A 14,059-nucleotide genomic window follows, 5' to 3' on the forward strand; every position below is an offset into this window, starting at 1 on the left:
CGGGCCGTCGTACAGCTCGGGCGCGGGTCTCCGTACAGCTCGGGCGCGGGCTGCCGTACAGGCCGGGCGCGGGTCTCCGTACACCTCGGGCACGGGCCGCCGTACGAAACCCCCGCCCCCGTCTGCGACGATCCATCCGTGGACTACCCGAACGACCAGGCCCCCGGCGCCCCCGTTCGCTCCGGCATCCCCGAGCACGGGCGCATCCCGAAGTACTACGCGGTCAAGGCGCGCATCGCCGGACTGCTGGAGGAACTCGGGGAGGGCAGCCTCATCCCCACCGAGCGTGATCTCGCCGAGCGGTACGACGTCGCCCGCGAGACCGTACGGCAGGCCGTGCGGGAGCTGGTGCTGGAGGGGCGGCTCCAGCGGCGGGGCCGGGGGACCGTCGTCGCCGGGCCCAAGCTGGCCCAGCCGCTGTCCCTCGCCAGCTACACCGAGGGCGTGCGCCGGCAGGGCCGTACGCCCGGACGTACGCTCGTCACCCTCGATAGCTTCCCGTGCCCGGAGCCGCTCGCCGCCGAGACCGGGCTCACCCGGGGCGAACCCGTCTGGCACCTGGAGCGCGTGCTGCTCGCCGACGACGAGCGGGTCGGCCTGGAGAGCACCTACGTCGCCGTCGACCGGGTCCCCGACCTCGACTCCCGCTTCGACCCCGACTCCTCCTTCTACGCCTACCTCAAAGCCCAGGGCATCGAGTTCGGTGACGCCGACGAGCGCATCGAGACCGTGCTGGCCACCCCCCGCGAGGCCCTGCTCATCGGCACCCCGCCCGCCCTGCCCATGCTGCTGATCCACCGCGTGTCCCGGGACACGGAAGGGCGCCCGCTGGAGCGCGTGCGCACCCTGTACCGCGGTGACCGGTTCTCCTTCACCGCGCATCTGAACGGCTGAAAACCACCCAAAGTCACCCATGCCTACCCCTTCTATTATCACGAGAAGATAACGGGTCTAGCCCAAACGTGATGGGTCGTTCACGCTCTCGTTGTCAGCCGGACCCTTCCGGTTACCCGTTCGCGAGGAGCGTTGCCGCCGTGAGAGTGACAGTCGTCGGAGCAGGCGTGGTGGGCACCATGCACGCCTGGCAAGCAGTGGAGCGCGGCCATCAGGTCGTCCAGATCGAGCGTGAGGCGGAGGCGCGCGGCGCCTCGCTGCGCAACTTCGGGCAGATCTGGGTCAGCGGGCGCGCCGGTGGAGAAGAGCTGGAGACCGCGCTGCGGGCGAGGGAGCTGTGGGAGGGGATCGGCGGGCGGGTGCCCGGGCTCGGCTTCCGGGCCAACGGGTCGCTCACCCCGGTGCGCGGCCCCCTCGAACTCGCCGTCGCCGAGGCCGCCGTGGCCCGCCCGGACGCCGCCGCCCGCGGCTACAAGCTGCTGACCCCCGGCGAGGCGCGGGCCCTCAACCCCGCCCTGCGCGGCGAGTTCACCGCCGCCCTCCACTGCGAGCGCGACGCCGCCGTCGAACCGCGCACCGCCCAACTCGCCCTGCGCGCGGAGCTGCTGAAGTCCCCGAACTACACCTTCCTGCCGGGGCGCGAGGTCCGTGAGGTGGTCGGTGCCGGGGCCGTCCGCGACGACCACGGCGACGTGCACCAGGCGGACGCCGTCGTGCTGTGCACCGGCGCCTGGCTCGGCGGACTGGTACGGGAACTCGCCGGGCCCGACCTGCCCGTGCGCCGCGTCCGCCTCCAGATGATGCAGACCGACCCGCTCGGCGAACCGCTCACCACCTCGGTCGCGGACGCCGACAGCTTCCGGTACTACCCGGCGTACGCCTCCCCGGCACTGGACGAGCTGAACACCCGCCAACCGCAGCCGGAGACCGCCGCCGCGCACAAGATGCAGCTGCTCATGGTGCAGCGCGCCGACGGCGGCCTGACCATCGGCGACACCCACGAGTACGAGCACCCCTTCGCCTTCGACACCGTCGAGGACCCCTACGACCACCTCACCGGCGTGGTCGAGTCCCTGCTCGGCCGCCCGCTGCCGAAGGTCCGGCGCCGCTGGGCCGGCGTGTACGCGCAGTGCACCGACACCAGCCGGGTCGTCCACCGGCAGCAGGTGGGCGACGGGGTGTGGCTGGTCACCGGGCCCGGCGGGCGCGGCATGACCTGCTCGCCGGCGATAGCCGAAACGACCGCGAACGAACTGGGCTGGTGAGTACCCCCATGACCGACATCCGACTCGTCGTCCTCGACATGGCCGGCACCACCGTCGCCGACGGCGGCCTCGTCGAGCGCGCCTTCGCCGCCGCCGCTGCCGAACTGGGCGTCGAGCCCGGCTCCGCCGACCACGCCGAGAAGCTCGCCTACGTCCGCGCCACCATGGGCGAGTCCAAGATCTCCGTCTTCCGGCACCTGTTCGGGGACGAGGATCTCGCCCAGCGCGCCAACACCGTCTTCGAGAAGGCGTACGGCGACCTCGTCGACGCAGGGCTCATCGCCCCGGTCCCCGGCGCCCGCGAGGCCATCGAGGAACTCGTCGGCAGCGGTCGTACCGTCGTCCTGACCACCGGCTTCGCCCGCGTCACCCAGGACGCCATCCTGGCCGCCCTCGGCTGGCGGGACCTCGTACCGCTCACCCTCTGCCCGGCCGACGCGGGCGGGCGCGGGCGGCCCTTCCCGGACATGGCCCTGGAGGCCTTCGTGCGGACCAAGGCCGCCGAGGACGTCCGGCAGGTCGCCGTCGTCGGCGACACGTCGTACGACGTGCTCAGCGGCGTACGGGCGGGTGCGGGACTGGTCGCCGGCGTCCGCACCGGCGCCCATGGCGACGCCGAGTTCCGGGCCGCCGGCGCCACCCACGTCCTCGACTCCGTCGCCGCCCTGCCCGCCCTGCTCACGGGAGCCCGGTGAGATGGGCATCCGCTTCGACTCCGTCACGGTCGCCTACGACGGCAACGTCGTCCTCGACTCCCTCGACCTGACCGTCGAGCCCGGCGAGGTCATGGCGCTGCTCGGGCCGTCCGGCTCCGGCAAGACCACCGCGCTGCGGGCGGTCGCCGGGTTCGTACGGCCCGCCTCCGGGCGGGTCTTCCTCGGCGACCGGGACGTGACGGACCTGCCGCCGTACCGGCGCGGCATCGGCATGGTGGTCCAGCAGTACGCCCTCTTCCCGCACCTGCGGGTGGACGAGAACGTGGCGTTCGGACTCCGGGCACGGAAGACACCCAAGGGCGAGATACGGGGGCGGGTCGCCGAGGCGCTGGAGATGACCGGCATGGCCGCCTACGCCCGCCGCTTCCCACGGGAGTTGTCCGGCGGACAGCAGCAGCGCGTCGCCATCGCCCGCGCGCTCGCCATCCGGCCGGACGTACTGCTCCTGGACGAGCCGCTGTCCGCGCTGGACGCCCAGCTGCGGTCCGGCATGCTGGCCGAACTGGCCCGGCTGCACCGGGAGTTGCCGGACGTGTCGATGCTGTACGTCACTCACGACCAGGTCGAGGCGCTGACGCTGGCGGACCGGATCGCGGTGATGGACGCTTCGCGGCTTCAGCAGTGCGGGACGCCTCGCGAGCTGTATCGGGCGCCGAAGAGCGAGTTCACGGCTTCCTTTGTGGGCGGCGCGAATCTGTTGCCGGTGACGGTGGGGGCCTGGGGAGTCGACTTCGCGGGCGCCCAGCTGAAGGTCGACACGGCGGATGTGGTCACGGGGGCGCGGGCCACGCTGTGCGTACGGCCGCATCTGGTCGGGCTCGGCGAGGGTCCCAACCGGCTCCTCGGCACCGTCACCGAGATCCAGTGGCGGGGGGCCACACACCGGCTGTACGTCGAGGTCGACGGGCACACGGTCGTGGCGGACCTTCGCGAGCTGAAGAACCCGCCGGCCCATGGGGACTCGGTGAGCCTGTACTTCGCACCCGAGGACGCGGTGCTGCTGCCCGCCGGAGTCACCCATGAATAGGCGCCTGTGGTGGGCCCTGCCCCCGACGGCCCTCCTGACCCTCTTCTTCCTCTACCCCCTTGCCCTGGTCGTCCAGCAGTCCTTCCACCCCGACACCGGCGGCACCTCCCTCCGGCCCTACGCCGACGTCTTCGTCTCCGAAGCCTTCCGGCACGCGCTGTGGACCACCGTCTGGCTGGCGCTGGCCTCCACGGCCGGCTGCCTGGTCCTCGGGTTCCTGCTGGCGCTGGTCATCGCGTTCGTACCGTTCCCCGGGGCGAAGGCGGTGGCGCGGTTCATCGATGTGTACCTGTCCTTCCCGTCCTTCCTCATCACGTTGGCGCTGCTGTTCATCTACGGCACCACGGGCATCGTCGGTTCCTTCCAGTTCCTCACCACGCCCTGGGGCGTGCTGCTGGCGGAGGTCACCTACTTCACGCCGTTCGTGATGCGGCCGCTGCTCGCCGCCTTCTCCCAACTCGACACCGCGCAGCTGGAGGCGGCCAGTTCGCTCGGTGCCCGCGCGCCGCGGATCGTACGGCGGCTGATCCTGCCGGAGGCGCTGCCCGCGCTCGCGGCCGGCGGAAGCCTCGTCCTGGTGCTGTGCCTCAACGAGTTCGGGATCGTGCTGTTCACCGGCGCGAAAGGGGTCACGACCCTCCCGATGCTCGTCTACAGCAAGGCGATCCTGGAGTCCGACTATCCGGGCGCGTGCGTGGTCGCCGTCGTCAACGTCCTGATCTCCGTGGGGCTGTACGGCCTCTACCGGGTGGTGAGCCGTCGTGCTGGTGCATAGCCGCAAGGCCAAGTGGGCCGTATGGGCGGTGTTCCTGCTGCTCTTCCTGCCCCTCTTCGCCCTGCCCCTCCTCGTCGTCCTCGGCGCCTCCTTCGCCACCCACTGGTCCGGCGTCCTGCCCTCGGGGCTGACGACGGCTCACTACCGCTCCGCGACCCGCGGCGAGGCCCTCCAGGCCCTGACCACCAGCCTGGTCACCGCCGTCACCGCGAGCCTGCTCGCCCTGGCCACCGGCACTTGGGCCGCGCTCGCCGGTGCGGCCCTGAAGAAGCGCCACCGCCGCGTGCTCGACGCGCTGTTCGTGCTGCCGGTCGCCGTGCCCTCGGTCGTGGTCGGCCTGTCGGTCCTGGTGGCCTTCTCCCAGCCGCCGCTGCTGCTCAATGGCACCCGGTGGATCGTGATCATCGCCCACACCGTCCTGGTGACCGCCTTCGCCCACCAGTCCGTGTCGGCCGCGATCACCCGCCTCGACCCGGCCTACGAACAGGCCGCCGCCTCCCTCGGCGCCCGGCCCGCGTATGTCCTGTGGCGGGTCCGGCTCCCGCTCCTGCTGCCCTCCCTCACCGCCGCCGCCGGCCTCTGCTTCGCCCTGTCCATGGGCGAGCTGAGCGCCACGATGATGCTCTACCCGCCCGACTGGACCCCGCTTCCGGTCCTGATCTACGCGGCCACCGACCGCGGCGCCCTGTTCACGGGCTCCGCCGTCGCGGTGGTGCTGATGGCCGCGACCCTGCTCGTCCTGTTCGCCGTCTCCCGGGTCCGCACCCGGGCGTCGTACCGCTGATCCGCCCTCCCAACCCGCTTATCTCTGCAAGGAGTTCGCCTCGCCATGCCCAGAAACAGCGTCACGCTCGCCGTAGCCCTCACCCTGCTCGCCACCCCGCTGCTGTCCGCCTGCGGCGGCTCCTCCGCCGCCTCCGACGAGAAGGTCGTCACCGTCTACAGCGCCGACGGCCTCAAGGGCCAGAACGGCGACGGCTGGTACGACAAGGTCTTCGCGGACTTCGAGAAGCGGACCGGGATCAAGGTCAAGTACGTCGAGGGCGGCTCCGGCGAGATGGTGCAGCGCGCCGTCCGCGAGAAGAGCAACCCGCAGGCCGACGTGCTGGTCACCCTCCCGCCGTTCATCCAGCAGGCCGACGGCAAGGGCCTGCTGCAGAAGTACGAGCCGAAGGACTCCGAGCTGGTCAGCGGCGCCGACAAGGCCGTCGACGGCACCTGGACCTCGGTCGTCAACAACTACTTCGGCTTCGTCTACAACAAGAAGGAGCTGAAGCAGGCGCCCAGGACCTGGGACGAGCTGCTCGACGGCAAGTACAAGAACAAGCTCCAGTACTCCACCCCCGGCGTCGCCGGTGACGGCACCGCCGTCCTCATCAAGGCCATCCACGACTTCGGCGGCAAGGACGCGGCCCTCGCCTACCTGAAGAAGCTCCAGGCCAACAACGTCGGCCCGTCCGCCTCCACCGGCAAGCTCGCCCCCAAGGTCGACAAGGGCGAACTCCTCGTCGCCAACGGGGACGTGCAGATGAACTACGCCCAGTCCAAGGACATGACCGACCTCGGCATCTGGTTCCCGGCCGGCAAGGACGGCAAGCCCACCACCTTCGCCCTGCCCTACGCGGCCGGCCTGGTCACCAAGGCCCCGCACAGCGAGAACGGCCGGAAGCTGCTCGACTTCATGCTCGGGCAGCAGGCCCAGCAGCAGGTCAGCGAGATCGGCGGCGGCTTCAGCGCCCGCCAGGACATCAAGGCCACCGACGCCAACGCCGTCGCGCTCACCAAGCTGATGGACGGCGTGGACATCTTCCAGCCGGACTGGAACGACATCGACAAGAACCTCACGGCCTACGTCGAGGACTGGAAGTCGGCCACCGGCAGCTGACCCGTCGCTGATCAGTCACTCCTGACCAGGGTCAGGATCAGGCCTTCCTGATTAGGCTGGGGGCGTCGGTACGCCGTGGTTCCGGCGCCCCCGCTTCTTGACCGTACGCACGCAGGAGACGCAAGCACATGGCAGACCGCAAGCCCATCGAGTCGTGGCTCACCGACATGGACGGCGTCCTGATCCACGAGGGAGTGCCGATCCCCGGCGCCGACGCCTTCCTGAAGAAGCTGCGCGAATCCGGGCGGCCCTTCCTGGTCCTGACCAACAACTCCATCTACACCGCCCGTGACCTGCACGCCCGGCTGCGCCGGATGGGCCTGGACGTGCCGGTGGAGAACATCTGGACCTCCGCCCTGGCCACCGCCCAGTTCCTGGACGACCAGCGGCCCGGCGGAAGCGCCTACGTCATCGGCGAGGCGGGCCTGACCACGGCACTGCACGACATCGGCTACATCCTCACCGACCACGAGCCCGACTTCGTGATCCTCGGCGAGACCCGCACCTACTCCTTCGAGGCCCTGACGAAGGCCGTGCGTCTCATCAACGGCGGGGCCCGGTTCATCGCGACCAACCCCGACAACGTCGGCCCCTCCACCGAGGGCGACCTGCCCGCCACCGGCTCGGTCGCCGCCCTGATCACCGCCGCGACCGGCAAGAAGCCGTACTTCGTCGGCAAGCCCAACCCGCTGATGATGCGGGCCGGGCTCAACGCGATCGGCGCCCACTCCGAGACCTCCGCGATGATCGGCGACCGGATGGACACCGACGTCCTCGCGGGCCTGGAGGCCGGGATGCGCACCTTCCTGGTGCTGACCGGCGTCACCCAGCCGGACGACGTCGACCGCTACCCCTTCCGCCCCTCCCAGGTCGTCGACTCCATCGCGGACCTCGTAGACCTCGTCTGATCAGGGACTTTCAAACCCGGCACACACCCCGTCCCACCCGTATGGAGCAATCGCGCGCCTCCCCAGGATGCGGAGGCGCGCCGTACGGGGGAGCCTCCCACTGTCTGGAGGTTCACGATGGGTTCAGTTCGCCTCACTCTCTGTACAGGACTCCTGGCCGTCGCCGCCCTGACCCCGGTGGCGTACGCGGCCGACGACGGCCCAGGAGTCACGGTGACCCCGGCCTCCCCGGCCCCGGGCGGCGACGTGTCCCTACGGGTACGCGGCTGTACCGGGGCGCAGGGCACCGCCGCCTCCGCCGCGTTCGTCTCCGACGCCCGGCTGACCGGCAGCCAGGGCACGCTGGCCGGGGAGACCCGCATCCGCACCTCGCTGGAGCCGGGCGGCTACGAGGTGCGGATCAGCTGTTCCGGCACGGTCATCACCGGCCGGATCACCGTCGTGGAGACCTCCTCGGGCCATGACGGGCTGCCGTCCGGCACCCTCGCCTCGCCGGTCGCCCCGGTCCACGCGGGCGGCGGCGGCACCGCACACTTCGCCACGGTGGCCACCAGCGGGTCCGCTCCCGGCACCGGCCAGGCGGTGACCGGCCTGGCCCTCGCCGGGGTCGCGGCGGCCTCCGTCGGGCTGCTCAGGGCCCGCCGGAGCCGCGGCACGGACTGAGGGCGTACGGCCACCATGTCCGACGACCCCGGGCGCACCACCGGCACCGCGCGCCTGCTCACCGCCCTGGCCTGGACACTCCTGCTGCTCGGGCTGTGGCTGTGGGGGCGGGGCGTGACCGACGTACCCGAGAGCCCGTCCGGCCCGGGTGACGTGGCCGGACTCGGCACCGAGCAGGTCCGGCTGCCGCCCGCGGCCAAGCCGCTCGGCCCCGCGACCCCGCAGCGCATCGACATCCCCGAACTGGGCGTGCAGGCCCCCGTGACGGCCCGCGGCCTGGACAGCAGGGGCGCCGTCGACCCGCCGCCGTTCAACCAGCCGGGAGTGGTCGGCTGGTACGGCTCCGGGACCGCGCCCGGCGCGGCAGGGGCCGCGCTCATGGTGGGCCACGTCGACACCGAGACCCGGCCCGCCGTCTTCTACAAGCTCAGCACCCTGAAGCCGGGCGAGACGATCCGCGTGGTCCGCTCGGACGGCAAGGTCGCCCACTTCACCATCGACGGCATCCGCGTCCTGGCCCGCGACGACTTCGACGCCCGGCAGGCCTACGGCCCCCATCAGCCGGGCCGCGCCGAACTCCGCCTGATCACCTGCGGCGGCACCTTCGACCGCATCAGCCGCAGCTACACGGCCAACGTGGTGGTCTCCGCGTACCTCACGGGCACCGGCCCCTGACCCCCTGCACGACCTCGTGACCGGCACGGCCGGTATGCCACGATTGGTACTCGGTCGACCAGGCCGGAACGATGCGCCCAGGGGGGAAACGCATGTACGACACCAGGGGGGCCCGCACTTCGGCACGGGCACGGGCGTCCGCGGCGGTGCTGGGGGCGGCACTGCTGCTCGCCGGGTGCTCCTCGTCGGACGGGGACCAGGCCGCCGATCCGGGCGCCGGGATCACTCAACAGCCCAAGTCCGCCGACCCGTTCTGGGTGAACCCGGACGGCACCGCGGCCCGCCAGCTCGCCGCCTACGAGAAGGCCGGCAAGAAGACCGACGCCGCACAGATCCGCAAGATCGCCGAGCAGCCGGTGGGGGAGTGGATCGGCCCGGAGAACCCCGAGCGGGAGGCCCGCGGCTTCACCGAGGCCGCCGAGAAGTCCGACCGCACGGCCCTGCTCGTCCTCTACGACATCCCGCACCGCGACTGCGGCCAGTACTCCCAGGGCGGCGCGGCCGACGGCAACGCCTACCGCGCCTGGGTCGACGGCGTCGCCCGGGGCATCGGGGACCGCCCCGCCACCGTCATCCTCGAACCCGACGCCGTACTCCACCTCGTCGACGGCTGCACCCCGGACGAGTTCCACGAGGAGCGCTACGACCTCCTGCGGGGCGCCATCGACAAGCTCAAGTCCCTGAAGAACACCAAGGTCTACCTGGACGCCGGCAACGCCGGCTGGGGCCACCCCGACCAGATCTTCCAGCCCCTCCAGCAGGCCGGCATCGACCGCGCCGACGGCTTCGCCGTCAACGTCTCCAACTTCTACTCCACCCAGGATTCCATCGCCTACGGCAAACAGCTCTCCGCCAAGGTGGGCGGCAAGCACTTCGTCATCGACACCAGCCGCAACGGCAACGGCCCGTACACCGAGGGCGACCCGGCCCAGAAGTGGTGCAACCCGCCCGGCCGGGCCCTGGGCGAGACCCCGACGACGAAGACGGCGGACCCCCTCGTGGACGCCTACCTGTGGGTCAAGCGCCCGGGAGAGTCGGACGGCACCTGCAAGGGGGGCCCGAAGGCTGGGCAGTGGTGGGCGAGTTACGCACTCGCCCTTGCCGAGAACAGCAAATAGCTACGGCACCTTCACCCACTGAGCCTTGGACGGCGTCCCCTGGTCGTCGTCCACGAACAGCATGTACCACCCCGACTGCACCAGATTGCGGCTCTTCGGCACCGTGACCGTGATCTTGTCACCGGACGTCGTGAAGTCCAGGGCGATCGACCGCTGATCCACGTCCGTCACATGGGTCGACGCGCTCGGCCGGATCAGCCGCACCTTCTTGATGCTCGAGGCGTGCTTCGAGGTGAACGTCCCCGAAGCACCCCGGGCGATCGTCTGCGGCCCCCCGCTCAACGACGGCCGGGAGTCCCGGTACAGATAGGGAGGCGTGTAGATCTCGATCCGCTGCTCGAACTTCCCCGGCTTCGTGTTCGCCTTGTCCGCGTACAGCGAGTCGGACCCGAAGAACATCACCCGCCCGTCCGGCAGCAGGATCGACCCGGAGTGGTAGTTCCGCCCGACCAGTGGATCGGCGACCTGGGTGAAGCTGTTGCTGTCCGGGTGGTACATCCGGGCCTGCAGGATGTTGGAGGCGCCGCGCCCCCGGTAGTCCTCGGACCCCCCCGACACCAGCACGGTGTCGTCGGGAAGGATCGAGGACTGCGGATACCGGGTCCCCTTCTCCAGTTGGGGCCCGTCGACGAAGTGCGGGTTCTGCGCCTTCAGGTCGATGAGCCGCGTCTTCTTGCTGGACAGCTTGGACTCGCCGACCCCGCCGCCACCGATCACCATGAACTTCTCGTCCTGCGCCGGAGGCAGGAGCACCGTCCCTGACGTCTCCATCATGTTCGGGTCGCTGAGCCCGGGCAGCTTGGTGAACTTGTTGGTGCCGACGTCCCAGATCCCGGGAACACGGCCCACGTTGTCCGGTCCGTACCCCGCGTTGGAACCCGAGTAGAAGATCTTCCCGTTCTGCATCAGGAACAGCGCCGGATACGTCGGGAACTGCCGGATCTTCTGCGTGTACGTCCACTTCTTGGTCTTGGGGTCGAAGATCTCGTTCTTCCCCGGGACCAGCTGACCGATGTCGTCGAGACCGGAGACGCTGAGGATCTTCCCGTCCGACAGGGTCGTGAGCGTCGGGTACCAGCGGGCCTCGTTCATCGGGTCGACCTTGATGTACCGCTCGGCGACCGGGTCGAACTCGTAGGCGTCGCGGATGCCCTGGAAGTCCTTCTTGTCGAGAGCGAGCTTCTGCGCGATGCCGTACGTGTTGCGCGCGTCGGCGCCGGTCAGGCCCTGGATCCGGTAGTTGTCCTGGGTGCCGGTCTCGTACTGGGTGCCGCTGCGCTGCGCCTCGACGTAGATACGGCCGAGCCCGGGGTCGTTGCGCAGGAACGCGCCGGTCTTCGGGTCGAAGACCTTCTTCGCGCGCGGTACGAGCACCGGGTCCTTCGACACGAAGGTCTTGCCGTTCTCCTTGCCGGTGAACTTGGTGCCCGCGGGCAGCGTCATCGGCTTGTCCGGGTTCTCGTTGTGCACGACCATCAGGCCGCCGGCCTTGGTGACGTCGCCCTTGAGCTTCTCGTAGCGCTTCGTCCCGCCCGCGATCAGCAGGTTGCCGTTGGCCAGCTGGGTGTGGCCGGTGCAGAACAGGTCGGCGGGCGTCGGCACCTTCTTGATCGTGCCCTTGACCGGGTCCCAGATACGGGTGTCGAACTTCTTCTTGTCGAAGTTGTCCTGGTTGTTGCCCGAGCCGGCCACCAGCAGCACCTTGCCGGTGTGCAGGAGCGCCGCGTGGATGGTGTCCTGGCGGTACTCCTCGGGGAAGTCGACGATGTCCCAGTGGCCGTTCGCGGCCTTGTACTCGGGCTTGTTGATCTTGTACTGGTGGTACTGCTCGGTTCCGAAGCGGTAGAGCCACGGCCCGTTCATCCCGGCCAGCGCGAGTACCACCGCCGTGCCTATCGCGAGTCGACGAGCACGACGGCGGCCGGCCTGGTCCTTCATTCCTTACGTCCCCCAAGTCCGCCGAGCGCGATCTGCATGGTCTGTTCGTTGTCCCCCGCGGGGTCACCGCCCGGCCCCCGGGGCGAGGCGGCCCAACTGGGCCGCTGCTGCGGGGCGTGGGCGTGCGGCGCGTGGGCCGCGTACCCCGCGGGCACCGCGTCCTGCGGCTCCGCCACCGCCGGCCCGGGTGCCGCCACCTCGGCAGCCGTACCCGCACCGGAAGCCGCCGCCTGCCGGGGCTTCTTCTTCTCCTGCCGCAGCGCGTGCCGCCAGGCGAAGATCGGCGAGGCGGTGATCAGCATGGCGAAGACCGCCCACGTGATCATCGCCGGGTGGGAGTGCCCGAACACGAAGCCCGCGGCGAGCGAACCACCGAAGACCAGGATGAAGAACCAGTGGATCCGGAAGGTCCCGAACAGCGTGTCCGGGCTGGCCGAGTCGCCCTTCGGAGTCACCACGAACTTGCTCTTGCGGCGCAGCACCGCGTCCATCAGCGAGCGGGCGTAGATCGGCGCGGACAGCGCCGACATCACCATGCCCGCGACACCGCCGGAGCCCTCCGGCTCGTGCGGGGAGACATTGTGCCGCCGGTTCCAGATGTACAGGCCGATCTGGAGCGCGGAGGCGTTGCCGTACAGCATCAGCCACACGGTCGGGTCGATGTTCACGCCCGAGGCGCCCAGGCCCAGGAACAGCGCACAACTCAGCGCCGCCAGGATCCAGTTGAGGGCGGACATCGGGTAGAAGATGATCATCATCGTGTAGTTGAAGAGCTTGCCGGGCGGCAGCGACCAGAAGCCCTTCCAGTACTGCTTGAGGATCGTCTCGTACGTTCCCCGGGACCAGCGCATCTGCTGGGTGAAGAAGTCCGTCCAGGCGTTCGGGCCCTCGCCGACGGCGAGGACGTCCGGGGTGTAGACCGACTTCCACTTCCGGCCCGTGGCCGGGTTCTTGGCGCGGTGCATCTCGAACCCGGTGGCCATGTCCTCGGTGATCGAGTCGTACAGCCCGCCGATCTGCTTGATCGCGCTGATCCGCACGGCGTTCGACGTGCCCACGAACATCGGGGCGCCGTAGCGGTTGCCGGCGCGCTGGATGAGGGCGTGGAAGAGGAACTGCTGCGACTCGGCGGCCTTGGTGACGAACGTGTCGTAGTTGCCGTAGACCTGCGGGCCGATGACGAAGCCGACGTCCGGGTCGCGGAAGTAACCGAGCATCCGCTCCAGGTAGTTGGGCAGCGGCACGTGGTCGGTGTCGACGGAGGCGAAGAAGTCGTACTCGCCGCCGTGCGCCTCAAGCCAGGCGTTGTAGTTGCCGTGCTTGGTCTTGGCGCGGTGCGGGCCCTTGGGCTGGTTCCACCGGGCGACGCCCTTGCGGGAGAAGTGGTGGACGCCGAGCCGGGCGCAGACCTCCTTGACGGCGGGGTCGTCGCCCTCGTCCAGCAGCCACACGTGCATGAGGCCCCGGTGGCGCAGCTTGACCGCGGCCTCCAGGGTCTTGGTCACCATCTCCAGCGGCTCCTTGCCGGGCACGAAGGAGGTGAGGAAGGCGACGCGGGTTCCGGTCTCCGGCACGACCGGGACCGGGTCCCGGGCGACCAGCGTGGCGTGCGCGTTCGACAGCACGTTCATGCAGCGGAAGAACTCGATCAGACCGATCGAGACGAGCATGACGATGTCGAGCGCCGGCAGGAAGTCGTAGGCCGGGTAGTCCCGTTCGGTCCAGTGCTCGGGCTGCATGAGCCAGAACAGCAGGACCAGGGAGAGTACCGGGGCCGCGCCCAGCATGAGCGCGGCGCGTATCCGGTGCGGCTCCTGCGAGAGCAGCGAGCGGTACTGCACCTTGTAGGGCTTGCCCGGGTCGGGCTGGGTGAGGGGACCCGCCAGCCGGCTGTAGTGCTCGTAGTCGTATCTCGGCAGGCTCTTCCTGATGCGGCGGAACTGGCCCGTCCGGTGCCCGATCGCACGGAGCTGGGTGGTCTGTGACGGGTCGTTGTTCTGTTCGTGGCTCTGCCGGGCGCCCGTCGGCGTCGACGTCATGAGTCATTCCCCCCACACGCAGGTCACCGCGTGTTCGTCGGTCCTTCCGCCGGATCGGGGTCCCCTCGGCCGTCACAGGCGGTTGCATGGTGAGTCACCGTCACCACGTCTTGCTCACCCTATAGACACGGGACCGCGACCTTCCGGTTGCATGAT

The 14,059-nt window shown here is 70.2% G+C and carries 13 protein-coding genes; 11 read left to right on the forward strand and 2 right to left on the reverse strand.

The window, feature by feature from the left end; translation table 11 throughout:
- Nucleotides 1-138 precede the first annotated feature (138 nt).
- From CRP49_RS18885 to CRP49_RS18935, 11 genes are all read left to right on the forward strand, one after another.
- Nucleotides 139-894 (forward strand): GntR family transcriptional regulator, encoded by a 756-nt coding sequence (locus CRP49_RS18885; protein WP_097254426.1) that lies wholly within the window; start codon nucleotides 139-141, stop codon nucleotides 892-894.
- Between the two features lie 179 nt (nucleotides 895-1,073).
- A complete protein-coding gene (locus CRP49_RS18890; RefSeq protein WP_257033675.1) occupies nucleotides 1,074-2,159 on the forward strand; it encodes a TIGR03364 family FAD-dependent oxidoreductase in 1,086 nt (361 codons plus the stop codon).
- Between the two features lie 8 nt (nucleotides 2,160-2,167).
- Nucleotides 2,168-2,854, forward strand: coding sequence for an HAD family hydrolase (locus CRP49_RS18895; protein ID WP_097254428.1), 687 nt, complete (start codon nucleotides 2,168-2,170; stop codon nucleotides 2,852-2,854).
- Nucleotide 2,855: 1 nt separating this feature from the next.
- Nucleotides 2,856-3,902, forward strand: a complete 1,047-nt coding sequence (locus CRP49_RS18900) for an ABC transporter ATP-binding protein (protein WP_097254429.1) — start codon at nucleotides 2,856-2,858, stop codon at nucleotides 3,900-3,902.
- A complete protein-coding gene (locus CRP49_RS18905) occupies nucleotides 3,895-4,677 on the forward strand; it encodes a 2-aminoethylphosphonate ABC transporter permease subunit (RefSeq protein WP_097254430.1) in 783 nt (260 codons plus the stop codon). Before CRP49_RS18900 ends, CRP49_RS18905 begins: the two co-directional genes overlap by 8 nt.
- Entirely contained in the window at nucleotides 4,664-5,461 is a 798-nt protein-coding gene (locus CRP49_RS18910) for an ABC transporter permease (RefSeq protein ID WP_097254431.1), read from the forward strand. The genes CRP49_RS18905 and CRP49_RS18910 overlap by 14 nt, the downstream gene beginning before the upstream one ends.
- A 45-nt stretch (nucleotides 5,462-5,506) precedes the next feature.
- A complete protein-coding gene (locus CRP49_RS18915) occupies nucleotides 5,507-6,562 on the forward strand; it encodes a 2-aminoethylphosphonate ABC transporter substrate-binding protein (protein ID WP_097254432.1) in 1,056 nt (351 codons plus the stop codon).
- Between the two features lie 128 nt (nucleotides 6,563-6,690).
- Nucleotides 6,691-7,470, forward strand: coding sequence for an HAD-IIA family hydrolase (locus tag CRP49_RS18920; protein WP_094214473.1), 780 nt, complete (start codon nucleotides 6,691-6,693; stop codon nucleotides 7,468-7,470).
- A 117-nt stretch (nucleotides 7,471-7,587) separates the two neighbouring features.
- Nucleotides 7,588-8,133, forward strand: coding sequence for a hypothetical protein (locus CRP49_RS18925; RefSeq protein ID WP_097254433.1), 546 nt, complete (start codon nucleotides 7,588-7,590; stop codon nucleotides 8,131-8,133).
- A 15-nt stretch (nucleotides 8,134-8,148) separates the two neighbouring features.
- A complete protein-coding gene (locus CRP49_RS18930) occupies nucleotides 8,149-8,808 on the forward strand; it encodes a class F sortase (protein ID WP_097254434.1) in 660 nt (219 codons plus the stop codon).
- Nucleotides 8,809-8,900: 92 nt separating this feature from the next.
- Nucleotides 8,901-9,926, forward strand: coding sequence for a glycoside hydrolase family 6 protein (locus CRP49_RS18935; protein ID WP_097254435.1), 1,026 nt, complete (start codon nucleotides 8,901-8,903; stop codon nucleotides 9,924-9,926).
- Here the strand turns inward: CRP49_RS18935 and CRP49_RS18940 are convergent, their stop codons facing one another.
- Nucleotides 9,927-11,864 carry a kelch motif-containing protein gene (locus CRP49_RS18940; RefSeq protein ID WP_097254436.1) on the reverse strand — a complete coding sequence of 646 codons (1,938 nt, stop codon included), beginning with the start codon at nucleotides 11,862-11,864 and terminating at the stop codon, nucleotides 9,927-9,929.
- Entirely contained in the window at nucleotides 11,861-13,903 is a 2,043-nt protein-coding gene (locus tag CRP49_RS18945; protein WP_097254437.1) for a glycosyltransferase family 2 protein, read from the reverse strand. Before CRP49_RS18945 ends, CRP49_RS18940 begins: the two co-directional genes overlap by 4 nt.
- Between the last annotated feature and the right edge of the window lie 156 nt (nucleotides 13,904-14,059).

The organism is Streptomyces sp. Ag109_G2-15, assembly GCF_900215565.1.
Classification (GTDB): Bacteria; Actinomycetota; Actinomycetes; order Streptomycetales; family Streptomycetaceae; genus Streptomyces; species Streptomyces diastatochromogenes.